Origin of the sequence: Streptomyces sp. Je 1-332 (assembly GCF_040730185.1) — a bacterium.
Lineage (GTDB): Bacteria > Actinomycetota > Actinomycetes > Streptomycetales > Streptomycetaceae > Streptomyces.
The window spans coordinates 7198021-7222000 of the sequence record NZ_CP160402.1 but is presented as its reverse complement, the minus strand read 5'-3'; the positions used below and the strand labels follow the sequence as shown (position 1 = coordinate 7222000).

17 protein-coding genes, 1 tRNA gene and 3 pseudogenes are annotated in these 23980 nt (G+C 69.5%); 15 read left to right on the top strand and 6 right to left on the bottom strand.

Annotated features, from left to right (window positions below; genetic code table 11):
• Positions 1-6: 6 nt before the first annotated feature.
• The 8 genes and pseudogenes from ABXJ52_RS32460 to ABXJ52_RS32425 all read left to right on the top strand — a co-directional run bounded on the left by ABXJ52_RS32460 (position 7) and on the right by ABXJ52_RS32425 (position 10883).
• The gene (locus tag ABXJ52_RS32460) at positions 7-468 is read left to right on the top strand and encodes a hypothetical protein (protein ID WP_367046966.1); all 462 of its coding nucleotides are present in this window, start codon (positions 7-9) and stop codon (positions 466-468) included.
• A 14-nt stretch (positions 469-482) separates the two neighbouring features.
• The gene (locus ABXJ52_RS32455) at positions 483-926 is read left to right on the top strand and encodes a hypothetical protein (RefSeq protein ID WP_367046964.1); all 444 of its coding nucleotides are present in this window, start codon (positions 483-485) and stop codon (positions 924-926) included.
• Between the two features lie 401 nt (positions 927-1327).
• Positions 1328-2710 carry a type VII secretion integral membrane protein EccD gene (eccD, locus tag ABXJ52_RS32450; RefSeq protein ID WP_367046962.1) on the top strand — a complete coding sequence of 461 codons (1383 nt, stop codon included), beginning with the start codon at positions 1328-1330 and terminating at the stop codon, positions 2708-2710.
• A gap of 11 nt (positions 2711-2721) precedes the next feature.
• Positions 2722-3867 carry a hypothetical protein gene (locus ABXJ52_RS32445; protein WP_367046960.1) on the top strand — a complete coding sequence of 382 codons (1146 nt, stop codon included), beginning with the start codon at positions 2722-2724 and terminating at the stop codon, positions 3865-3867.
• Positions 3864-7889 (top strand): type VII secretion protein EccCa, encoded by a 4026-nt coding sequence (gene eccCa / locus ABXJ52_RS32440; RefSeq protein ID WP_367046958.1) that lies wholly within the window; start codon positions 3864-3866, stop codon positions 7887-7889. The genes ABXJ52_RS32445 and eccCa overlap by 4 nt, the downstream gene beginning before the upstream one ends.
• Positions 7886-9328: a DUF6177 family protein gene (locus tag ABXJ52_RS32435; RefSeq protein WP_367046957.1), complete on the top strand. Its 1443-nt coding sequence runs from the start codon at positions 7886-7888 to the stop codon at positions 9326-9328. Before eccCa ends, ABXJ52_RS32435 begins: the two co-directional genes overlap by 4 nt.
• Before the next feature lie 59 nt (positions 9329-9387).
• Positions 9388-9990: pseudogene (locus tag ABXJ52_RS32430) on the top strand (tetratricopeptide repeat protein); the annotation flags it as partial.
• Positions 9991-10026: 36 nt separating this feature from the next.
• Positions 10027-10883, top strand: a protein-coding gene (locus tag ABXJ52_RS32425; protein ID WP_367046955.1) for an IS5 family transposase whose coding sequence is annotated in 2 segments (ribosomal slippage) — positions 10027-10363 and positions 10363-10883 — 858 coding nt in all. Because the reading frame shifts where the segments join, the coding sequence is not laid out codon by codon here.
• A gap of 4 nt (positions 10884-10887) precedes the next feature.
• Here ABXJ52_RS32425 and ABXJ52_RS32420 read toward each other — a convergent pair.
• Positions 10888-11193, bottom strand: a complete 306-nt coding sequence (locus ABXJ52_RS32420; protein WP_367046953.1) for an antibiotic biosynthesis monooxygenase family protein — start codon at positions 11191-11193, stop codon at positions 10888-10890.
• 685 nt (positions 11194-11878) lie between these two features.
• Here ABXJ52_RS32420 and ABXJ52_RS32415 point away from each other — a divergent pair.
• On the top strand, positions 11879-13012 hold the full coding sequence (locus ABXJ52_RS32415; RefSeq protein ID WP_367046951.1) for a hypothetical protein: 1134 nt from the start codon (positions 11879-11881) through the stop codon (positions 13010-13012).
• A gap of 77 nt (positions 13013-13089) precedes the next feature.
• Here the strand turns inward: ABXJ52_RS32415 and ABXJ52_RS32410 are convergent.
• Positions 13090-13359: pseudogene (locus tag ABXJ52_RS32410) on the bottom strand (integrase core domain-containing protein); the annotation flags it as partial.
• Positions 13360-13435: 76 nt separating this feature from the next.
• Here ABXJ52_RS32410 and ABXJ52_RS32405 point away from each other — a divergent pair.
• The 3 genes and pseudogenes from ABXJ52_RS32405 to ABXJ52_RS32395 all read left to right on the top strand — a co-directional run.
• Positions 13436-14101: pseudogene (locus ABXJ52_RS32405) on the top strand (integrase); the annotation flags it as partial.
• Positions 14102-14345: 244 nt separating this feature from the next.
• Complete coding sequence (locus ABXJ52_RS32400) at positions 14346-15548, top strand: IS110 family transposase (protein WP_367040134.1); 1203 nt, start codon at positions 14346-14348, stop codon at positions 15546-15548.
• Positions 15549-15645: 97 nt separating this feature from the next.
• A complete protein-coding gene (locus tag ABXJ52_RS32395) occupies positions 15646-16008 on the top strand; it encodes an integrase core domain-containing protein (protein WP_367046949.1) in 363 nt (120 codons plus the stop codon).
• Positions 16009-16737: 729 nt separating this feature from the next.
• Here ABXJ52_RS32395 and ABXJ52_RS32390 read toward each other — a convergent pair.
• Positions 16738-16811 (bottom strand) — tRNA-Pro (locus ABXJ52_RS32390).
• A 108-nt stretch (positions 16812-16919) separates the two neighbouring features.
• On the opposite strand from ABXJ52_RS32390, the gene ABXJ52_RS32385 reads away from it, so the two are divergent.
• The 3 genes from ABXJ52_RS32385 to ABXJ52_RS32375 all read left to right on the top strand — a co-directional run bounded on the left by ABXJ52_RS32385 (position 16920) and on the right by ABXJ52_RS32375 (position 20723).
• On the top strand, positions 16920-17447 hold the full coding sequence (locus ABXJ52_RS32385; protein ID WP_367046948.1) for a DUF309 domain-containing protein: 528 nt from the start codon (positions 16920-16922) through the stop codon (positions 17445-17447).
• Positions 17448-17763: 316 nt separating this feature from the next.
• Positions 17764-18543, top strand: a complete 780-nt coding sequence (gene cobF / locus ABXJ52_RS32380; protein WP_367046946.1) for a precorrin-6A synthase (deacetylating) — start codon at positions 17764-17766, stop codon at positions 18541-18543.
• A gap of 89 nt (positions 18544-18632) precedes the next feature.
• A complete protein-coding gene (locus ABXJ52_RS32375; protein WP_367046943.1) occupies positions 18633-20723 on the top strand; it encodes an MDR family MFS transporter in 2091 nt (696 codons plus the stop codon).
• 100 nt (positions 20724-20823) lie between these two features.
• Here the strand turns inward: ABXJ52_RS32375 and ABXJ52_RS32370 are convergent, their stop codons facing one another.
• Genes ABXJ52_RS32370 through ABXJ52_RS32360 form a run of 3 tightly spaced genes read right to left on the bottom strand, consistent with a single transcriptional unit; the run spans position 20824 to position 23960 of the window.
• Positions 20824-21624 carry a cobalt-precorrin-6A reductase gene (locus tag ABXJ52_RS32370; RefSeq protein ID WP_367046942.1) on the bottom strand — a complete coding sequence of 267 codons (801 nt, stop codon included), beginning with the start codon at positions 21622-21624 and terminating at the stop codon, positions 20824-20826.
• 43 nt (positions 21625-21667) lie between these two features.
• Positions 21668-22429, bottom strand: coding sequence for a sulfite exporter TauE/SafE family protein (locus ABXJ52_RS32365; protein WP_367046940.1), 762 nt, complete (start codon positions 22427-22429; stop codon positions 21668-21670).
• 13 nt (positions 22430-22442) lie between these two features.
• A complete protein-coding gene (locus ABXJ52_RS32360; protein ID WP_367046938.1) occupies positions 22443-23960 on the bottom strand; it encodes a long-chain fatty acid--CoA ligase in 1518 nt (505 codons plus the stop codon).
• Positions 23961-23980: the final 20 nt, after the last annotated feature.

The following is a 23980-nucleotide window of genomic DNA, read 5'->3' as shown; positions in this document are numbered from 1 at the left end:
CCAGGAATGGCGAGGGCAGCCGCTCCCGAACCAGACCTCGAACGATGGATCGAGGATTCACGCAATAATATTGTCGGAATCGCAGACATGCTGGGAGTCGCCCCGGACGTCTACGTTGGCGACCCGCTGCAGCTAGTCCCAGCTCTACAGAATTACGTATCCCGTCTTCCTTACCAGGAATTCGAGCCATCAGACTGGGTGACGCTGCTCAGCGACCTGATGTCATACGTATCGGAATTCCTCATCGAGAAACATGGTGCTCGATGGAATGTGGTAGACGACTCTACGGCACCACGCGGCTATCGCTACGTCGTCGAGGCAGAGGGCCGCGACGGACAGTTGCGCACAATTGACCCTTCCGATGTCGTCAGGGAAGAATTCGGGAATCTGCCGATTGAGATCACCCGGATGCTGGCCAGCGCCGAGCTCACACTGCGTTTGACGACGCAAATGGAAGAAGACGAGTAGCATGGACATCTCGCATGAGTGACCTCTACGAACTGCAGCTTGCGCTTAACCTCCCCGCCTCGATTTCCGATCCCGACTTGGCCCTGCTTCGTTGGCACCTGGACGAGCCCCAAGAGACGGCTCCAGTCGATGACTTGCAGGAGGTGCAGGAGTATCCACTACTGTCCTCAACCGGTCCGGCATCACGTATCGGCGGGGCCCTGGTAGGCGAGCTCCAGCACGGCCCGCGCGGGTGGGCATTGACGGTTCGTCAAGAGATTCACCCCGACCAGTTCGGCGAACTTCACTCTCTCCTGACATGGTTGGCTGCGCGGACTACCACTTTCGGGACCATCGGCTATCTCCGCTTTCTTGAGGCAGAAATGCCCGACGTTCTGGTCGCGGATGGTGGAACTGTGAGTCGCTTGACATCGCCCCCTGTGGGTTCCGGCCAATCCGACCTGCTTCCGACTGATTAGTGTTGAGGAACGACCGCTCATCATGCCTCGACCCGGGCCACGGCCTGGGTCTGCCGGAAACTTGTGAGCGATGTAGCGAGGAGTAGGTGGGGTGGCAGCCCAGGATTATGACAGCCAATTGCTGGAGTCGGTGTCTGTTCGACGCCGACGGCTGCGAGATGCCGTGTTGTTCGGGGCGCAGCGGCAGCGACGTTCTGTGGATGAGCGGTTGGGGAAGGTGTTCGCCGGGGTTGTGATCGCCGCGGTGTTGTGTGCCGGGTGTGTGGGGTGGTCCTTCATCTCCCACCGCCTTATCGGAAAGAGCCCGTACGGATCGCCAGTCCCGTCCTCTTCGCCTTCCGCACCGGTGTCCACTCCTTCTCCTCCACCTTCCTCCTCCTCTCAATGATTGGTTCGAACGCGTGATACCTGCGGGACCCACGAGGCGGACAAGCAGTCCGAGTCGTACAGCGCTCAGCCGGGTCACACTCGTTGGCGAGGGGCGGCGGGTGGACCTCGTCCTGCCGTCGCAGGAGCCGATCGGGCGGCTTCTGCCCGACGTCATGCGACTGTTGGACGACCGTGTGGACACGCAGCCGATGCTGCGGCATCTGGTGACGGCCGATGGTTCGGTACTGGCGCAGGACGGGACGCTGGAGTCGGCCGGTGTGCCGGACGGTGCGGTGCTGCGGCTGGTTCGGGTGGAGGATGCTCCGTCTGCGCCGGTGGTGCATGACGTCACCGATGAGGCCGCCGACGACTTGGATGTGCGGGCGTGGCGGTGGCGGCCTGCGGCCCGTCAGGTGGTGTCCGGTACGGCCACGGTCGGATGGGCCGTCGTGGCCGGGGTGTTGGCGCGAGGCGAGTTCTCCGCGTCGGGTGTCGGCACGGTGCTGCTGGCCACCGCTGTCCTTGCGGCTCTCGGCGGAGCCTTGTTCGGGCGTGCCCGGCGGACGAGCCTGGCCGCCACACTGATCGTCGTAACCGGCGTTCTGGGGGTGTTCGGTGCCTGGTCGCTCGGCGATGCGTATGCCTGGTCTGGCGCCTTGCGAATGGCGGGCGTTGCCGGTGCCCTGGTCGTGGCGTTGGCGCTGTCGGGATGGTTCTTGCCACTGGGGCGCGGCGGGCTCGTGGGCGCTGCGGCACTGGCCGGGGGCGCCGTGTGCTGGGAGGCCGCGCTCGCCGTGCAGTCGGGTGGCAGCCCGGGAGTCGAGACAGCTCGTGCCGCGGCGTTGCTGACGGTCGTTTCGGTGGTGGCGCTGGGGTTGTTGCCGCGCCTTGCGATGATGGCGTCCGGGCTGCCGGGATTGGACGACCGGCGCTCCGGTGGGGTGTCGGTGAGCCGCTATCAGGTGTCTTCCGCTCTGGCGGCCACCCATCGTGGCCTGGCGATCGCCACGGTCGTGTCGGGTGCTTCCGCAGCGTTCGCCGGGGTGTTGGTGTTGCGCGTCGTATCTGTGTGGACGGTGCTGCTCGCGGGGGCCGTCGCGGTGGTGCTGGCGTTGCGGGCGCGTGCCTTTCCGCTGACTGCCGAGGTCGTCGCGTTGCTGACGGCCTCGGCGGTCGTCGCCGTACGGCTGGTATGGGTGTGGATGGAACAGTCCGGGGCGGCGGGGCCACTGGCCTTGCTCGTGGCGTTCGCGGTCGTTCCCCTCGTGGTCCTGGTGGTGCAGCCCGCTGAGCACGTGCGGGTACGGCTGCGACGGGCGGGGGATCTGGTGGAGTCGGTGGGGGTAATCGCTCTGTTGCCCCTGACGATCGGGGTGTTCGATGTGTACGGGCGCCTGCTCGACACCTTCGCGTAGGGACGGCGGCCATGGTTGACGGGGACTGGCAGCGAAATGTGCTCCGGGAGCTGGGAACGGCTTCCGCGGAGTCCACTGCCGCGCTGCGTCTTGCCGCCTCGGAATCTCTCGGGGATCCCCGGTCAGCGCCTCAGTCACCGGCACCAGCACCGTCGCAGCGACAGGAGCGGCCAACCCGTGCGGCGCAGGTTCCGGCGCCGGCTCCCCGCGGTGTCCAAGATCCACGGATTGCTGCGCCGGCGCCGGAGGCCGTGCCGACTGTCGATCCACGTCTCGCGCGTGCTCTGGGCACCCCGCAGCACGGGGATTCGGCGGCTCGGCGGACCGGGCGGACTCTGCGTAAACTCACGGCCTCTGCCGGGCAGGAGGTCGCCGAGCAGACGCGGCTGGTCCGTGAGATCCAGCAGCCGGTCACCACGGGCCGGGTGGTCGCTGTCACCTCCATCCGGGGCGGGGTGGGCAAGTCCACCGTCTCCGCGCTGTTGGGACGCACGTTCCAGCACTACCGGCATGATCCGGTGCTCGCCTTGGAGGCCGATGCCGCTCTGGGCACGCTGCCCGTACGGATGGGCGCGGAGTCGGTGCGCTGGGCATGCGGCGACTTGGCAGAGATCCTCTCTCCCTCCATGCAGCTCACCGATATCACCGGCTATCTGGTGCCGGTGCCCGACGGGGGGTGGTTGCTGCCCGCCGGTCAGGGACGGGTCGGGCCCCCGCTGGACGTACGCACCTACCGGACGGTGACGCTGGCGCTGCGCCGGTATTTCGCGGTGACGGTGGTGGACTGCGAGTCGCTGCCGGGCGAGGTGGCGCGGACCGCGATGGACACCGCTCACGCACGCGTGGTGGTCGCCCCGATGACCGCGGAGGGCGTGAACGGCACCCGCATCGTGCTGGACTGGCTGGCCCGTCTGCCGCACTCAGCGCTGGCGACCACGGTGGTGGCGCTGACGGCGAACTCGCCCGATACGACGCTTGATCTGAAGGCGGCCACCGCGCATCTGCGGGAGACCGGGGTGGGTGTGGTGCCGTTGCCCTATGACCGTCACTTGGCCCAGGGCGGCCCCATACACACCGCCATGCTCGGCCAGAGCTCCCGCGATGCCGCGGTTCGGTTGGCCGCCGAGGCGATACAGAGAGCTGTGAGAGTGCGATGACTCAGCATCTTGTCCACCGCCCGGCCCGCTCCACCCGCCCTCTGGCCCCGGCCGAGCCGCGGACCATCGAGCCGCCGCCGAATCTGCCCGAGGGCAAGATGGGCAGTGCGGCGACCGCGCTGCTGCCGATGGCCGGTGTCATGGGATCGGTGGTGATGATGACCGTGATCCGTAACAGCCAGTTCGCCGCCATCGGCGCGATCGTCCTTGTCTTCGCATTGCTGGCCGCGGTGGCTCTGTTCCTGTCGCAGCGGGGCAAGGCCCAGCGAACCCGGCGTACACAGCGAGAGCGGTATCTGGAGTATCTGGAGGAGCAGCGCGAGGAGTTGGGGGCAATAGAGCGCGAGCGGCGGGCGAGAGCCCGTCTGCTGTCTCCGGCGCCGCTGGCGTTGTATGACCTGGTGCGTGATCCGGCCCGGTTGTGGGAACGGCGGCGTGCGGATGCGGACTTCCTGCGCGTGCGAGTGGGTGCCGGAGACGTACCCGTGCAGGACCTGGCGATCGGACAGGACACGGCCGGCGGTGTGCTGACCCCGCCTGATCCGTTCATGCTGAATGAGGCCCGCGCTCTGCAGGCGCGTTTCGCCGTGACGGCGGACTGTCCGCTGACGGTGCCGCTCGACCGGGTCGGGAACGTCAGCATTGTCGGAGAGCGCGAGGCTGTGCTGAATGTGGCCCGTGCGGTGCTGGCCCAGGCTGCCGTCACCCACGCGCCGGACGATGTGGCCATCGCCCTAGGGGTGCCTGGCGACCGGCTTCCCGAGTGGGAGTGGGCGAAGTGGCTGCCTCACGTCCTGGGTGACGAGGTCGGCGAGGGGAACGGTGCCCCTGTTGCAGGCCGGCGGATCGCGCCGGATCTACCTCAGCTGGCCCGGCTCATCGGCCCAGACCTGCGGCGACGAGCGTCGTACGCGGCTGAGGTACGGCGCGGTCTTTCCGGCAAGGACGCGCTGAAGCTCACCGACCGGCTCGTCGTGATCAGCGATGCATACAGAGAGAACGCCGTCGAGCTGCCGCGCCCCGACGCGACGGTCGGGCTGGCCGACATGGGTGTGACGGTGCTGCACCTGCTGGAGCAGCAGGTGCACGAGCCGGATGAGGTGAGCGTGCGGATCACCGTCGACGCCGACCAGGTCACCGTCGAGGACCTGCGCGTCCCCCATCTCCGAGCCGCGCAGGGAACATCGGATGAACTGAGCGTGGCGGGTGCGGAAGGGCTGGCACGCTTGCTGGCCCCGCTGCGGTTGTCGGCGGAATCGGCCACGGAGGGCACGCCGGTCTCCGGGCCGGTGGACTTCCCCGCCCTCCTGGGTATCGATGACCCGGCCGCCCTGGACCTCGACAGGCTGTGGGCGCCACGCGGCGAACGCGACTTCCTGCGCGTGCCCATCGGCCTCAACGACCGCCACGAACCCGTCCTCCTCGACCTCAAGGAGTCCTCCGAACTGGGCATGGGCCCGCACGGCCTGTGCGTCGGCGCAACCGGCTCCGGCAAGAGCGAACTCCTGCGCACCCTCGTCCTGGCCCTGGCCGCCACCCACTCCCCCGAAGACCTCGCCCTCGTCCTGGTCGACTACAAGGGCGGCGCCACCTTCGCCCCCTTCACCGAACTGCCGCATGTCGCAGGTGTCATCACCAATCTGGAGAACCAGGCAGGCCTCGTCGAGCGCGTCCACTCCAGCCTGGCCGGCGAGGTCAAACGCCGCCAGCAGGTCCTCAAGGACGCCGGCAACGTCGCCGACATCGGCCACTACGCCGCCCTGCGCGCCAAGCAGCCCGAACTCGCTCTGGAGGCGCTCCCCCACCTGTTCGTCGTCATCGACGAATTCGGTGAACTCCTCACCGCCAAGCCGGACTTCATCGACCTGTTCCTGTCCATCGGCCGCATCGGCCGCTCGATCGGCGTGCACCTGCTGCTCTCCAGCCAGCGCATCGAGGGCGGCAAGCTCAAGGGTCTGGAGACCTACCTCTCCTATCGCCTGGCTCTGCGTACCTTCTCCGCCGACGAGTCACGCACCGTCCTGGACGCCGTGGACGCCTTCCACCTCCCGCCACTGCCGGGCTTCGGCTACCTCAAAGTCGACACCTCCACCTACGAACGCTTCAAGGCGGGCTACGTCTCCGGTGCCTACCGCGGCCCGGCCCTGCGCGAGCAGACCGACGCCGAACCCCTCGCCTGGACCTACCCCACCTTCAACACAGGCCAGGACCCCACCACCGGCGCGCCCGAAGAACCCGCGATGCGGGAGCGGGAGACCGGCCCGACCGTCCTGACGGCCATGGTCGACCAGCTGTGCACAGCCGCCCCTCCGGTCCGCCGCATCTGGCTGCCGCCACTGCCCGACGCGATCTCGCTCGACGCCGCCGCCGGACCCGTACAGGCCTCTGAGCGCGGCCTGCACCTCGCCACCTCCACCGGCGCCATGCAGATACCCCTGGGCGTCCTCGACGATCCAGCCAAGCAGTGGCAAAAACCCTGGACCCTGGACCTGACCGTCGCCGGCGGACACGCCGCCGTCATCGGCGGCCCGCAGTCCGGCAAGACCACCCTGCTACGTACCCTCGCACTGTCCCTGGCCCTGACCCACACCCCGCACCAGGTCGCCGTCTACGGCCTCGACCTTGTCGGCGGCGGCCTGACCGCACTGTCCGGGCTGCCGCACGTGGGCGGCATCGCGGGCCGGGCCGACCACGAGCGGGCCGCCCGCACCGTCGCCGAGGTCCGCACCCAACTCGCCCTGCGCGAGGAGCTCTTCCGCGAACACGGCATCGACTCGGTCGACCAGCTACGCCACCTGCGCGCCCAGGGCCGGCTGACCGAACTGGGCTCGACCGACATCGTGCTGCTCATCGACGGATTCGGCGCCCTGCGCGACGAGTTCTCCGAGCTCGACGACACCGTCGCCGACCTCCTCAAACGCGGTAGCGGCTACGGCATCCACATCGTGGCGGGCATGCTGCGCTGGAACGACGTACGCATCGCCACCCAGTCGATGTTCGGCACCCGCGTCGAACTGCGCCTGAACGACCCCTCCGACTCCAGCATCGACCGCAAACTCTCCGAGACACTGGCCGCGGACACCCCGGGCCGCATCCTCACCGACGCCAAACTCTTCGCCCACACCGCCCTGCCCCGCATCGACGGCCGGCCGACCATCGGCGACCTCGGCCCGGCCCTACAGGACGCCGCCCAAGCCGTCCGTGCCACCTGGCATGGAGAACTGGCCGCACCCGTCAGGGTCCTGCCCACCGCCCTGCCCGCCGCGAAGCTGCCCTCGGTCACCGCCGAGCCCTCGCGCATCCCGCTCGGCGTCGACCAGGACGCCCTCGCCCCGGCCTTCCTGGACCTGACCGGCCAGGACCAGCACCTGCTGATCCTCGGCGACAACGAATGCGGCAAGACCAATCTGCTGAAACTGATCACCCAGCAACTGATGGACCGCTACGGCGACAAGGACCTGGTCTTCGGCGTCTTCGACCCGCGCCGCGGCCTGCGCGGCGTCGTCCCCGAGCCCTACCGCGGCGGCTACGCCCACAACGCCAAACTCGCCGGCGCCCTGGCCACCGGTATCGCGGGCGAACTGGAAAAGCGCATGCCGGAGACCGCCGACCCGGACGCCATCACCGAGGGACCCTCGTTCACCGGGCCCCGGATCGTGATCCTCGTCGACGACTACGACATCCTCACTACCGCGGGCCAGCAACCCCTGGCACCCTTCCTGCCCTACATCTCCTCCGCCCAGGACATCGGCCTGCACTTCATCGTCACCCGCCGCGTCGCCGGATCCTCCCGCGCCCTGTACGAACCCTTCCTCACCACCCTGCGCGAAACCGGCACCACCGCCCTCCTCATGACCGGCGACCGCACCGAGGGCCAACTCTTCCCCGGCCTCTACGCCTCCACCCAACCCCCAGGACGCGGCACCCTGGTCCGCCGCGGCCGCCGCCACCAGCTCATCCAGACCGCCCTCGCCCACCACAGCGAAGACGCCGAAGCACCGGAAGAGACACGACACCCGTGACCAAGGACGTCATCGCCCTCACCCCTCAGATGCCCGATACCTGGGCTCTCCTGGCAGGCCTGTACGCGGGCGGCCCCGACCTCGACGTGGGAACGGCGCACGAAGGCGCGGTCATCCAGCTCCGTAATCCCGCAGGCCGCCCACTCGTTTCCGTCGAAGCCCCGCTTCTGGTCCACCTCCCGAGTGAAGCCCAGCGCCTGCTGGGCAGCGAAGCCCCCGACCCGGGGGCCCCGTTCTGGTGGACCGAGGCCCGTGCCTCCACCGCCGTCCCCGAAGCCGAACCTCTCGCGGGTTCTCTCTGCGGCCGCCTCACCACCCTCCTCGGCGGCACCACATGGCCTCCCTCCGCGGCCACCACCCAGGTCATCCCCACCCCCGACGACGCGGACAAAGCCGTCACCGCACACCCCGCGCCCGACGGAGCCCTGCCGGCAGTCGACGTACTCACCGACTCCACCGCCGTCGTCATCGCCGATCGCCCCGTCATCCCCCTGACTGCCTGGCTGTCCGACATCCTGCGCGCGACCACCGCATCCGGCCGCGCCCTGCACATCGTCACCCCACACCACGCCCGCCTCAGCCTGCCCCTGCGCACAGCCCTGACCGGCGCCCCCAACCGATGGGTCATCCAACACCCCGACTGCGGCTACTACGACGGCCTCTCCGGCGCCGTGCTGCGCTGGCAGGACGGCACCTTCGCCCCCGCCCTCACCGCCGACGGCCAAGCCACCGTCGCAGCGCCCTTCACCCAGCCCGGAATCGGCACCGAGCGCCAGCTCATCGTCTCCCTGCGCACCCACCACGATGCCGATGAAGACCTCATCCTCGGCCGCCCCCTCGAGACTGCCTGGCACCGCCTCGCCGGCACACCGCCCACCGGCTGGGGCCCAGCTGAACCCATCAATCTCCCCTGGTCCACCCGCCAGTTGACCGAACTGGCCCGAGGGCGCGCCCCCGAACCCACCCACATCCTCGCCATCGGCCACCCCGACCGCCCGGCCATCGCCACCCTCCGCATCTCCCGCACCGCAACTGGCATCGCCCAAGACACCACCCTCGCCCTCGGCTACGGCGAAGACACAGCCCCGCCCCTGGACAGCATCGAGGCCCTCGCGGAAACCCTCATCACCGAGCACGGCCTGACCACCATGCTCACCTCCGTACGCCGCGCCCGCCGAGACCTGACCATCCCCCCGCAATTCGAGGCCCCGCCCATCCCCACCGCGTTCACCCTGGGCCCCTCCGAGGTAAACGACATCGGCCTCTCCCACGCCCGCCGCCCACCGCTCAACCTCCGCCCCACCCAGCTCGGCACCACCAGCCACCCCGCACTCCATTACCCCTTGGGCGACAACACAGACGCCGAAGCCTGGACCACCCTCCAGCAGCTCACCGAACACCTCAAGGCCACTCCAGGGCCGACCAGGTCACCTCGGTGAACCAGGACGAACAACAAACGCCGGACCACCCCAGCCACCACCAACACAGAGAATCGACCATGCCGGAGGAATCCCCTCCGATCCAGAGCCTGCGCACAGCCGTCGCGTCGGCCCCCGCCGACGTACCGCTGCGCGTACACCTCGCCGACATGCTGCTGGACGCAGGGCAACAATGACGCGGCGATCACCGAAGCCGCTGTCGCCCTGCAGCACGCGCCGGCCGATGCGCAGGTACGCAACCTCATGACCAGCGCCATGGGCGCACCTGCCCCGCAGAGCCGGGCGCCCCCTCCCCAGCACCAGCCCCAGAACGGCTTCGACTGGACGGCCGCCGAGGAGGAAGTCGGCGACCTCGTCCCGCCCCGGTTCCTCGAGAGCACGCCGTCCCCGGCCGAGGCGCCGCTGGCCGCCGACGGCAGCGGCGACCTCGACCCCGGCGATGCCGCAGCATGGGAGATGGCGCGCCCGGCACCGTGCGACTCGCCGACGTCGGCGGCATACAGGAAGTCAAGGAACGCCTCGAAACCTCCTTCCTGGCCCCGATGCGCAACCCGGAACTGCGCAAGCTGTACGGCAAGAGCCTGCGCGGCGGACTGCTCCCGTACGGCCCGCCCGGCTGCGGCACGACCCTCATCGCCCGCGCCATCGCCGGGGAGCTAGGCCGTGTCTGGTGGATCAGGTGGTCGTTTTAGTGTGGTGTGAGTGTTCGTGGGGGCCTGAGCGATGGCCATTGGAGACTGATCGAGCCGCTACTACCGGACCGGACGCCTCGTCGGGGCGGGCGGTGGACGGATCACCGGCGGGTCATCGACGCGGTGGCGTTCAAGTACCGCAACAACCTCGCCTGGCGTGACTTGCCGGACGAGTGCCCTCCCTGGCAGACGGTGTTTGACCGGTTCACCCGTTGGGCCCGCGATGGCACCTGGCACCGCGTCCTCGTCGCTTTGCAGGCCCGCGCGGACGCGGATGGCGATCTGGACTGGCTTGTTGGCGTCGATTCCACGGTCGTCCGCGCCCACCAGCACGCCGCCGGTGCCGCGAAAAGGGGGCTCCGGCCGGTGAACCGCACGACCACGCTCTCGGCCGATCCCGCGGCGGACTGAGCACGAAAGTCCACCTGGCCGCCGACGGCCGATGCCGCCCGATCGCTTTCGTAGTCACCGCCGGACAAGCGGGTGACGCACCGCAGTTCGAGCGTGTCATGGCCGCTATCCGTGTCCCGCGCCCAGTCGGTCGACCTCGTGTCCGTCCCGACACCGTGCTCGCCGACCGCGCCTACTCATCTCGGGCGATCCGCGCCCACTTGCGCAGGCGCGGAATCCGCGCGGTCATCCTCGAACCCGCTGACCAGCAGGCCAACCGGAAGCGCCGCGGCCCACGCGGCGGCCGCCCGGTCGCGCTCGATCGTGATGCTTACCGCCTCCGCAACGCTGTCGAACGCTGCATCAACCGGCTCAAGCAATGGCGCGGCATTGCCATGCGTACCGACAAACTCGCCACGAATTATCAGGCCGCACTCCATGTCGCAGCCATCTTCCTCTGGCTAAAACCATGAGGCATCAGTCACCAGCGCCGAGGCCGCCGGCGACAACCAGTTCGCGACTGGTGAACTCGCCGGTGAGCATGGGCATGGCGGCAGCGATCGCTTCCTTGGCCTCGGGCAACCGCAGGGATGCGTCGTGGTGATCCTTAGATTCCCAGACCTCAGTGACCACGATCGTGTCCGGGGCATCGGCGGCCAGGCCCACCACGTAGCTTCTGCAGCCAAGGTCGCGGAGGCTATCGGCTCCGGACAGCAGGATCGCAACCACGTCGTCGCGCTTGCCGGGCTGGGTCTTCATCGAACCGATGTAGCCATAGGCCATGTCATGCCGCCTTCGTCGGAGTTGCTGTTACTCGGCACCATCATGGCCGCCCCTTCAGACGACGCGGCCGGCACCCTGCCGCAACCCCGGAGCACACGACTCACCGATCTATCAGGAGCCGGGAAAGATCCATCAGACACGGCCTAGGCGCGAACTTCCTGTCCGTTGTCCTGCGCCGGAGATTCGTCGGCAGAAGCGGGCGAGGGCGTCGAGGATCTCTTGGGCTGTCTTGGTCCAGATGAACGGCTTGGGTCCTTGACTCGGCCCGCAGCAATCCGAAGTCCGCGCCACGTCGGCTGCGCGAACTCCGTCGGGCCCGAGCGTCGGGCCCGTGAAGGCATCGCCATCGCTCCATCTCCGCGAGGCTGCCCTGCTCCCCGAACGCGTGTACCCGACAGATAACCTCCTCGGACCGTCGGTGACGAGTGGGGAGGCGGTCCGTCACCGATACCCAACGACTCGGTTACCCGGCCGTGGGGCCGCGCGGATCGCCAGGACAGCCCCCGAGAGGAAGGACGAGATGCCGGACGAACCGGAAAGCACCGCGCCGGGGGCTCCAGGGATGGAGAGCACCGGGCCGGAGAGCTCCAAGATGGCCAACTCTGGGCCCGAGACCCCCGAGGTGGATGGGCCCCTACGGCAGGCCCCCGCCCCCCGGCCTTCCCCGCCGGAGCGCCCGGGCCGGATGCGCCGTCTGTCCCGTAGCCGGAGTGGCATCGCTGTCATCGGCGCGCTCGTCGGGGCGCTGCTGGGGTCAGGCGTCATGGCGTGGCGCTCCAATGAACTGCCCTTCGTGGCGCGGGACGTGTGCTGGGGTTCGCTCTCGCCCGATGTCGAGCACGCCCTGTTCTCGGACACGGACGTCCGCAGCCGTGAGCTGCCGCTGCGGCGGGCCACAGAGGACCACATGCACACGGAGTGCAGCATGCAGGGGTTCGGGGACGACGAGTTGGAGTCTGAGGTCACGGCGTCGGTGCGGACGCTGGGCGAGTTGCGGGGCGCACAGGCATGGAGCTGGACCGAGGAGTACCTCTCCTCCCGGATGACGCCGCTCGGCGAGGGGATCACCGGCATGGCTTCCTCCACCCGGGCTTGGGTGGCGCTCCCCGCGAGCTGTGAGGAACGCTCGTACGAGCCGGGCGAGAAGCCGCCGTTGCGGGTGGTCACCCTCGCTTCGGAAGCGGCTGACCCAGAGGGCCAGAACGAGGTCGACGCGCGGCGGGGCCTCGACGCGATGTCCCGCGCGGTCGTGCGGTTGGCCAACGGGGTCATGGAACGATACGGCTGCGACAGCCCGTACTCCGACCCGCCGAAGCTCCGACGCGCCCCGGAGGGCAACGAGCTGCCGGACGTCGACGTCGACCGGCTCTGCGGGATCCAGGGCGTCCGACTGCCCAGGTGGGCTCAGGGGTCCGAGGCGGAGGTCGTAGGCACCACGCCGGGCACGAAGCCAGGCGCGTCTTCTGCGGACGGAATCCGGGCGTGCGACGTGCGGCAGCCCTTCGGCCCGAGCAGGCTCCGGCTGATGACCGTGGCGGACCCGGAGCTGGCCGGCGTTGTCTCCCGGGTGCTCGGAAATCGGGCCACGCGTCTCGGCGGTGACGGGCAGGGCGCCTACGCGGGCGGCCTGAGCGTCTACGCGGCGGACTGCCGGTCCCGGCGGGTCGCGTTCGTGGCGTATGAGCCGGGGAAGGAAAGCGAGTCGCACGACGACAAGTCACTCGCCCTTGCCGTTCTGCCCTCGTACGTCAAGGCGGAGGCGAAGCGCGTCGGCTGCGGCGAGATGAACGTGAAGGTGCCCAGTAACCCCGCGCCGTGAGGGTGGCGGTTCGGAAGGGCAACGTGTGCCACTCGAAAATGCGATTCAGTGGTGCACGCTGCGGCGATGCCGTTCCATCAGGCGGCGTGGTGGTACTCGTTGATCAAGCCCCCCAGGACGGACCGTCGCCGGATCCCGTGGGTCTGGAGGTCGGTCACGGTGGCCGGGGCGGGTGATTCGGGCCTGTCCGGGGGCAGTTGCTGCCGGGATTGGTGGGGGCGGTGCCGGTTGTAGTGCCGGATGTACTGGGCCATTACTGCCACGGCGCGGGCCTCGTTGCAGATCAGGATCCGGTCGAGTACCTCGCGGCGGAGGGTACCCACGACTCTCTCGCAGATCGCGTTGGTGTGGGGCTCGTAAAGTCATCGCTGCAGGTGGGAGCCTACGTGCCAGGCCCTCCGCGATAGCTGGGGTGCTGCGCGTGTGATCATCTCGATGCTGTACCGGGCCACCCGGGCGCTGCTGCCCATCCCCGCGGTCCTGCTGCGCCGGGACACGGCCAAGGACGCCGAACTACTGGTGCTGCAGCACGAAAACTCGGTGTTGCGACGACAACTCAGCGGTCCGGTCCGCTACGAGCCCGCGGACCGGTTCTGGCTGGCCGCGCTGTCGTCGCTGATACCGCGCCGCTGCTGGAGCAGCGTCTTCGCGGTCACACCGGGGACGCTACTGGCCTGGCACCGCAGGCTGATCGCCAAGGAGTGGGACTACTCCGACCGACGCCGACGCACCGGGCGTCCACCCACGGCGGCCCCGCTCAAGAAGCTGGTGTTGCGCCTGGCGCAGGAGAATTCGCGGTGGGGCCACCGGCGGATCCAGGGCGAACTGGCCCAACTGGGGCACCCGATCGCGCCGTCCACGGTCTGGGAGATCCTGCACAAGGCCGGCATCGCCCCCGCCCCTCGCCGCACCGGCCCGAGCTGGCGCGAGTTCCTCACCGCGCAGGCCGAGGGGATCATCGCGGCGGACTTCTTCCACGTCGACACGATCACCGGCAGCCGGCTGTACGCGCTGGCGTTCCTCGAACACGGCACCCGCAGACTCCACATCACCGGCGTCACCGCCCACCCCCCCGTTATGTTTTCCGCGGTCCTGCAAGAGGGCCGCTGGCCTCCGGGCCCGGCATGGCTGGTCCCCCCTGTCGAAGCGATGACCTGGGGGGTGGTGCCACCGGGCCCGAGAGGCGCCGTTGGAGACGCTGATGAGAGGTCCGACTACCGCCCGGCCGAGCGCAATGCCCGGTCCTTCGCAGGCGGCAGGTCTGCATAACGTGGATGCGCGCACGACGCCAACGCCCAGGCCAGCACGCACAACGTCCGTTCGGGAGGACGGTTTGAACGAGTACGACGAGATAGGTGTCTTCCTGGGCCTGGACGTGGGGAAGAGCGCTCACCACGGACACGGACTCACCCCGGCCGGCAAGAAAGTCTTCGACAAGCAACTGCCCAACACCGAACCGAAGCTGCGGCAGGTCTTCGACAAGCTCCGCGAGAAGTTCGGCACCGTCCTGGTCGTCGTGGACCAGCCGGCCTCGATCGGCGCTCTGCCGCTGACAGTGGCCCGCGACACGGGCTGCCAGGTCGCCTACCTGCCGGGCCTTTCGATGCGACGGATCGCTGACCTCTACCCGGGCGAGGCAAAGACCGATGCCCGCGACGCGGCCGTCATCGCGGACGCCGCCCGCACCATGCCGCACACCCTTCGCTCGCTTCAGCTGACCGACGAGATCACCGCCGAGCTCACCGTCCTCGTCGGCTTCGACCAGGACCTGGCGGCCGAGGCCACCCGCACATCCAACCGGATCCGGGGCCTGCTCACCCAGTTCCACCCGTCCCTGGAACGGGTCCTGGGCCCGCGTCTGGATCACCCGGCGGTCACCTGGCTGCTGGAACGCTACGGATCCCCAGCCGCGCTGCGAAGAGCCGGACGCCGCAGGCTGGTTGAGGTGGTCCGGCCCAAAGCCCCGCGCATGGCAAAACGGCTGACCGACGACGTCTTCGATGCACTCGACGAGCAGACCGTCGTGGTCCCGGGCACCGGCACCCTGGACATCGTGATCCCCTCGCTGGCCCGCTCGCTCGGCGCCGTTCACGAGCAACGACGGGCGGCAGAATCCCAGATCGCAGCCCTGCTGGAGGACCACCCTCTTTCCAAGGTCCTGACGTCGCTGCCCGGCGTCGGCGTCAGGACCGCCGCCGCACTGCTGGTCACCGTCGGCGACGGCACCAGCTTCCCCACCGCCGCCCACCTCGCCTCCTACGCCGGCCTCGCCCCCACCACCAAGTCCTCCGGGACCTCGATCCACGGCGAACACGCCCCACGGGGCGGCAACCGGCAGCTCAAACGCGCGATGTTCCTGTCCGCGTTCGCTGCCCTGCACGATCCTGCCTCCCGCACCTATTACGACAAATGCCGGGCCAGAGGAAAAACCCACACCCAAGCGCTCCTCCGCCTCGCCCGACAACGGATCAACGTGCTGTTTGCAATGCTCCGCGACGGCACCTTCTACGAACCCAGAACCCCACGCCTCGCTTGACGAAAGACATAGAGGCACCCCCCCCGCACAATGGGCGACCCAGCAGGCGCGCAATCTCGCCGATGACCTGGGCAGCCGCGTCGAGTCGCTGCGCTTCGTGCTCCGCGACCGCGACAGCAAGTACACCGGCTCCTTCGACGCCGTCTTCGAAGCCGAAGGCATGGACGTGCTACTCAGCGCACCCCAGGCACCGCGCATGAACGCTCACTGCGAGCGAGTGATCGGCACGATCTGCCGCGAGGCGCTCGACCACGTTCTGCTCCTGAACGAGGCCCACGCCCGGCAGGTCCTAGCCGAGTACCAGGACCACTACAACAGACATCGGCCGCACCGATCCCGCGATCAACGACCGCCCGAGGCCCAGGAACAGCCAGCAGTCCTGGATGGTTTCGAGCCCCGCAAGCTCTTGCGCACCCGGATCCTCAGCGGAGCAATCAACGAGTACCGACACGCCGCTTGAACTGCAGCGACGACTTTTCGAGCCCCACAGGCGCCGACGTCATCGCCACCACGCCCGGCGGCCATAGGGTCGTCTTCCAGTGCAAGCACGCCGAAGAGTTCGCGCGGCAACAGAACATCGTCTTGCTCAGCTGGTGGGTACTCGTGCGCTGGGCCACCTGGGGCGAGTCCCTGCTAGACATCTCGAACTCGAAGAAACCGGTGAGCTGGCGGCGTGATCGTGCCACCACCCCGCAAGTCCACTTTCAGCCTTCGTCTTCCGCCAATCTGCGGCTTCAGGGTGGATGCTGCCGCGTCACGCGTCACGGACGACGGACCTCCTGCGGCAGCGCTCAATGAGGTCGCGCCAGGAGACTCACCCGAACCAAAAAGTCCAGGTCAACTGGCCTTTTTTGCTGGCTCCAAAACAGCTACACACTCCACGTGCGAGGTCATCGGGAACAGGTCGATCGGAGCCCAGTGATTGGTCCCTAACGGACTCAAGTTCGAGGCCCGACCCCATGACGAGTATTCGGACAAGGGGGCGAACAACGCGACCCCTTGCCTCCTCCACCAGGCCGGGCAGCGGAGATGCTCCCTGGGAGCGACCGGATCGGGTGACCAGCCGTCGACCGCCGGTTGACGTCGCTCCCAGACTCCCGCTCCCAGGGAGCCGCTACCCGCTCCCGGAATTGCTCCCAAAAACGAAGTAGGGACCATCCGAAGATGACCCCTACCTGCGACGTTTCCGTCGGGACGACAGGATTTGAACCTGCGACCCCTTGACCCCCAGTCAAGTGCGCTACCAAGCTGCGCCACGTCCCGGTGCGCGTGTCCCGCGGTGTTCTGCGTGATCGCGCAGACAGAACTTTACCCCACGTTCGGTAGTGGTCCTCGCCCCCCGCCGGACGCCTGGCGAGGGACAATCGCCGTATGAGCACCGCACCTCGACCCGATGACCGTGATGACCGTGGCCGTGACCGTGACACCGAAGGGCGGGCCCGTAACGCGCGGCCGCGTGACGGTCTCGGGCGGCCTTTGCCGTACGGCACCGAAGGCGTGGAACGGCAGCCCGAAGGGGTCACGCGTACCCCCGAGGAGACCGTCACGCAGGCGCAGGCGCTGCTCGACGCCGGTCGCCCCTTCCACGCGCACGAGGTCTTCGAGGATGCCTGGAAGTCGGGGCCCGAGGACGAGCGTGACCTGTGGAAGGGGCTCGCGCAGCTGGCCGTTGGGCTGACCCACTCCGCCCGCGGCAACCTCACGGGCGGGGCGCGGCTGCTGCTCAGGGGGGCGGGCGCGATCGGCGCGGCGAAGCGGGGCGAGCGGCCGTACGGGATCGACGTGGACGGACTTGTGTCGTGGGCACAGCAGGTGGCGGAGTCCCTGGAGGAGGGGGACGGGCGGACGGTGGACGCGGCGGAGCACGCACCACGGCTGCGCGGCGCCGACGGCGTCTGACGCGCCCGATGCGGTGCCTGTGGCCGCGCCTGACGCGCCCGATGCCGAGCCGGTGACCCCGCCTGACGGACCTGACGCGGAGACGGCGCGCGTCTGACGAACCTGACGCAGACCGGCGGAGCCCGGCGGAGCCCGGCGGAGCGTGAAGGGCCCTGGTCGAGCCGACATGACCGACCGCTCCGATCGGCGGGGCACGACCGGCCGCGCGTGACGCCGCAAGGCCGAACCTCACAGCCGCCCCGGGCACAACAGCACCGCCCACGCGGCGGCGCGACCCGCCCGCCCCCGTAACCCGTCCGTACGGCAGACTCTCGGCGTGCGAAAGATTCATGTCATCGGCATCGGCGCGGGCGACCCCGACCAGTTGACCCTGCAGGCCGTCAAGGCCCTGAAGAGCACCGACGTGTTCTTCATCCTCGACAAGGGCGGGGAGAAGGACGACCTCGTCCAGCTACGGCGTGATCTCCTCGACGTGCACCGCGCCGACGGCGCCTACCGTGTGGTCGAGGCCCGCGACCCCGCACGCGACCGCAAGGCGGGCGGCGCGGACTACTCCCCCGCCGTCGGGGACTGGCGCAGCCGCCGTGCGGACATCTATGCGCGGCTGATCGCCGATGAGCTGGGAGCGGACGAGTGCGGCGCGTTCCTGGTGTGGGGCGACCCCGCGCTGTACGACAGCACGCTCGGGATCCTGGAGGAGGTCCTCGACCGGGGCGAGCTGACCTTCTCGTACGACGTCGTGCCGGGCATCAGCAGTGTCTCCTCGCTCGCCGCCAGGCACCGCACCGGTCTGAACCGCGTCGCGCGCCCCGTGCAGATCACCACCGGGCGCCGCCTCGCCGACGGCGGCTTTCCCGAGGGTGTCGATGATGTCGTGGTCATGCTCGATGCCCAGCAGGCGTTCCGGCAGTACCAAGGGGCGCAGGGCGGTGAGATGTACATCTACTGGGGTGCCTACATCGGGACCGCCGACGAGATCCTCGTCTCCGGGCCGCTCGACGAAGCCGGTCCCCGTATCGAGACCCTCCGGGCCGAGGCGCGCGAGCGCAAGGGGTGGATCATGGACACGTATCTGCTGCGCCGCAACCTGGACTGAGCGAACGGGCGCGTGGCCCGCGGGGCCGCCGTCACCGGACCGGACCGGCCCCGCATGCACACGCCCATGCGCGGTGTGAGGGTGACGGGGTGACCACCACCGCCGAGCCCGCCGCCGAGGCCCCTGCCCAGGGGCCGCCCGTCCTGGACAAGCGCCGCCGCAACATCGTCTTCGTGACGATCATGCTGGGGATGCTGCTCGCCGCACTCGACCAGACCATCGTGGGCACCGCGCTGCCCACGATCGTGGCGGATCTGGGCGGCGCCGAGCACATGTCGTGGGTCGTGACGTCGTATCTGCTCGCCGAGACCGTCGCCACGGTCCTGGTCGGCAAGTTCGGCGACCTGTTCGGGCGCAAGATCGTCTTCCAGGTCTCGGCGATCGTCTTCATCACCGGCTCGTTCCTGTGCGGCCTGTCGACGAACATGACGCTGCTCATCGCCTGGCGCGCGCTGCAGGGCATCGGCGCGGGCGGGCTCATGGTGACCTCGATGGCGTTGATCGCCGACGTGATCCCGCTGCGCGAGCGCGGGAAGTACCAGGGTGCGATCGGTGCCGTCTTCGGGGTCGCCACCGTCATCGGGCCGCTCCTCGGCGGGCTCTTCACCGACCATCTGACCTGGCGCTGGGCCTTTTACGTCAACGTGCCCATCGCGATCATCGTGGTGATCGCCGCGGCGCGGAACATCCCCGTCGTGAAGTCGGCGGTGCGTCCCGTCATCGACTACCTCGGCATCGCGCTCGTCGCGATCGGAGCCAGCGCCCTGATCCTGGCGACGAGTTGGGGCGGCAACCAGTACGCGTGGGGTTCGGGCACCATCATCGCGCTGTTCGTGGGCGGCGCGATCGCGCTCGCGCTGTTCTGTGTGGTCGAGACGCGCGCCGCCGAACCGATGCTGCCGATGCGGCTCTTCGCCAACCCCGTCTTCACGGTCTGCTCGGTCCTCAGCTTCATCGTCGGCTTCGCGATGCTGGGCGCGATGACGTTCCTGCCCACCTATCTGCAGTACGTCGACGGGGACTCGGCCACGATCTCGGGCGTGCGGACACTGCCCATGGTGATCGGGCTGCTCATCGCGTCGATCTTCAGCGGCAATGTGGTCAGCAAGACCGGGATCTATCGGATCTTCCCCATCATCGGCGCCCTGGTGATGGCTCTCGGGCTCTATCTGCTCTCGCTCATGGGCAGCGAGACGAGCACCTGGCTGGAATCGCTGTACATGTTCGTCCTCGGCACCGGCATCGGGCTCTGCATGCAGGTCCTGACCATCGCCGTGCAGAACACCGTCGTCTACTCGGATCTGGGCACGGCGACCTCCGGCGTCACCTTCTTCCGTACGCTCGGCAGCTCCTTCGGCACCGCCGTGTTCGGCACCATCTACGCCAACACGCTGAAGCCGAACCTGGAGGACGGGGTCGCCGCGGCGGCGCGGGCCGGGGCCGCCGACCCCGCCGTGGTGGCCAAGGCGGCGCAGAGTCCGCAGGGGCTGCACGATCTTCCCGCGGAGGCGGCCGCGCCCATCATCAAGGCGTACGCCGACACGCTGCACACCGTGTTCCTTTGGACGGTGCCCGTGGCGCTGCTCGGGTTCCTCGTCGCTCTCTTCCTCAAGCAGGTGCGGCTGCGGGACAGCGCGCGGATGAGTTCGTCGGACATGGGCGAGGGGTTCGCGTCGCCCACGTCGAGCGGCAGCTCGGACCAGGTGCTCGAGCTGACGGTCGGCAACATCATCCGCGCCACCGGCATGGACACCGCCCGCCGCGTCATCCGCGACTCCGACACCCGGCTCGATGTCGCGGGCGCGTGGGCCGTCATGCAGGTCACGCTCTTCGACCGGATGGTCGGGCACTCGAATCTGAGCCTGATCGCCGCCCGGCGTCACCTGCCGGCCGAAGTCCTGGTGCCGGTCTTCGACCGCATGGTCGAGGAGGGCTTCCTGACGCGCACCGGGATGCTCTTCTCGCACACCCCCGCCGGTGAACGCGAGGCCGACGTGATCGGCAGGGCGTGGGCCAAGTGGCTGGGCGAGCAGGTGGAGAAGGACAGCGGCCGCCCCGCCGACCAGGACCTCGTCAAGGCGGTCGACGCGATCGCGAAGCGGCTGCTCGTGGAGGACCTGGAGCACGGCCTGGCCCCCGAGGCGAGGCGGCCGGTCCCGGTGCCGTCGGGCAAGGCCTGACGAGGCCGGGTGCCCGGGCTGGTTCGTAGGTCTTGGCTCAGCGCAACGCGGCGACAGGGGCAGGTCCAGCCGACGGCCCCACCCCAAGTCACCTACGGTCTCACCGAGTTCGGCCGGGCGGTCGGCGGGCCGCTGAGGGAACGTGACCGAGGTGACGCGCCAGGTAGGACAGGACGCTCTCCTCGTCCGGCAGCACCGTCGCCCCCTCCGGTGGCCGCGGGCGCCGCACGATCACCACGGGCACCGACAGCGCACGGGCGGCGGTGAGTTTGGCCGCCGTGGCGGCGGCCCCGCTGTCCTTGGTCACCAGGACGTCGATGCGGTGCTCGCGCAGCAGCGCCGTCTCGCCCTCGACGGTGTAGGGCCCGCGGTCGATGAGCACCTCGGTGTGGCGGGGCAGGGGCGGCTGCGGCGGCTCCACGGAGCGTACGAGGAAGTGGAGTTCCGCCAGGTCCGGGACGGCGTGCGCGTCCGCGAAGGTGGCGAGGCCGAGACGGCCCGTGGTCAGGAACACGCGGCGGCCGAGCGCGGGCAGCAGCGCCGCCGCGTCGGCGAGCGAGGCTGCTTCGTGCCAGGGATCGCCGGGCTCGGGCCGCCAGCCCGGCCTGCGCAGCATGACGGACGGCACGCCGGTGGCCGCCGCGGCCAGGGCCGCGTGCTCGCTGATGGTGGCGGCGAAGGGGTGGGTGGCGTCCACGACGGCGTCCACCTCGTGGTCCCGCAGCCAGGCGGCGAGGCCATCCACGCCACCGAATCCCCCGATGCGTACGTCCCCTTCGAGCGCGGCCGGGCGGGCGACGCGCCCCGCGAGGGACGTGGTCACCCGGACGCCGGGGCGGGCGGCGAGGGCGGCGGCGAGCCGGCGGGCTTCGGTGGTTCCGCCGAGGACGAGCACATGCATGACCCTGAGGCTACGCGGCGGCGTGCGGCCGGGTTCGAGCAGTTCAGCGCAGCAGCAGCTGGAGGCCGCCGAGCACCGTGGCCCCGATCACCAGCTGCTCGAAGAGACGCTGGTTGATCCGGTGCACGGCCGCCCTGCCGATGAGGGCGCCCGGGATCACGAAGAGCACGAGCGCCGCGTCAAGCAGCAGCGAGCGCGCGTCGATCAGGCCGAGGCCCACGCTGAACGGCACCTTGGAGGTGTTGACGATGAGGAAGAACCACGCCGACGTCCCCAGGAAGCCGAGTTTCCGGAAGCCCGCGGAGAGCAGATACATCGACATGACCGGGCCGCCCGCGTTGGCGACCATGGTGGTGAAGCCGCCGAGCACGCCGTAGGAGGGGGCCTTGAGCCGGGAGCCGCGCGAGGGTTCTGCCTCGTCGTCCGCCTCGTCCTCGCCGGCCGGGGCCCTGCGGCGCCACAGCGTGACCGCCGCCATCAGCAGCAGGATCGCCCCGATCGACGTACGGACGGCGGCGTCGTCGGCCCACATCAGGAAGACCGTGCCGACGGCCACGCCACCGGCGACGGCCGGGAACAGCCGCCACAGGGTGGGCCAGTGGGCGTGTCCGCGGTAGGTGAGGACGGCCAGGACGTCGCCCGCGATGAGGATGGGCAGCAGGACACCCGTCGACTCCCGGGCGGGCAGGACGGCGGCGAAGACCGCCAGGCTGACCGTGTTGGCTCCGCTGACGGCGGTCTTGGAGAAGCCGACGAGCACCGCTGCCGCGGCGAGCGCGGCGAATTCCCAGAGAGATATATCCATGCCGGGGCGGAACCTACGCCCCGCTGTAGGTGACGCGCAGCTCCCGCTTGAGGACCTTCATGCTGGGGCCGAGGGGCAGCTCGCCGGTGAACTCGACGCGGCGCGGGTACTTGTGGCGGCCCAGGTGCTCCTTGGACCACTCGGTGATCTGTCCGGCGTCGGGCGCGGAGCCGGGCGCCGCGACGACGACGGCGCAGATCTCCTCGCCGTGCACGTCGTCGGGCAGACCGATCACGGCGACCTGTGCGACGTCCGGGTGGCGCATGAGCACTTCCTCGACCTCCCGCGGGTAGACGTTGAAGCCGCCGCGGATGATGACGTCCTTCTTGCGGTCGACGATGGCCAGGAAGCCGTCGGCGTCCTTGGTCCCGAGGTCACCGGTGCGGAACCAGCCGTCGACGACGGCCTCGGCGGTCGCCTCCGGGCGCCCCAGGTAGCCGGAGAAGACGTTGTGGCCACGGACCACGACCTCACCGAGCTCCCCCGTCGGCAGCAGTTCGATCCGTCCCTCGACGTCGGCGCGGGCGATCTCCACGTCGACGCCCCACAGCGGGTGGCCGATGCTGCCCGCCTTGGTGCCGAAGACGGGCTGGTTCACGGAGGCGGTCGGCGAGGTCTCGGAGAGCCCGTACCCCTCGTAGACCGGTACGCCGAAGGCCTGCTCGAAGCGTTCCAGTACGGCGACGGGCAGCGAGGCGCCGCCGGAGACCGCGAGCCGCAGCTCGGGAAGCTGGGCCGCCGTGGCAGCGGCGGCCACGAGGTTCACGTACATCGTCGGCACCCCGTGGAAGGTGTTGACGCCCTCCGCCGCCATCAGTTCGACGGCCCGGGCGGCGTCGAAGCGCGGCAGCAGGACGAGCGTGGCGCCCGCGCGCCAGGTCGCGTTCATCGAGACGGTCTGGCCGAACGCGTGGAAGAGGGGGAGCGCGCCGAGCGCGATGTCGTCCTGGCGCACGTCGTGGGCGTCGAAGGCGCAGACGGTCGCGTTCATGACGAGGTTGAGGTGGCTGAGCACGGCGCCCTTGGGGACGCCGGTGGTGCCGCTGGTGTAGAAGACGACGGCGGGGTCGTCGGCCTCGCGCGAGACATAGCTCGGGAGTGGCTCGGCCGCGCCCGCGAGGGTTTCCAGCTCACCGTCCCCGCCGAGGGTCAGCATCCGTACGCCGGTGGCGGCGGCAGCGGCCTTGCCCGTCCCGGCCTGCGCGGGGTGGCACAGCAGCAGGGTGGCGCCGCTGTCGCGCAGCACGTGCTCGACCTCCTCCGCGGAGAGCAGGAGGTGTACGGGGACGACGACGCCACCCGCGGCGAGGATCGCGTAGTAGGCGCGCGGGAACTCGGCGGTGTTGGGCGCCATCAGGGCCACGCGGTCCCCCGGCCGGACTCCTAGCCCTACGAGTGCGGCGGCCTGCGCACGGGCCTGATCCCACAACTCACCGAAGGTGAGCCGCAGTTCACCCTCGACCAGGGCGGTGCGGCCCGGCCGGCGACGGGCGGGCTCGGCGAGGATCGCGGCGAGGGACAGCGTGGCCATGGGTGGTGCTCCGTTTCCTT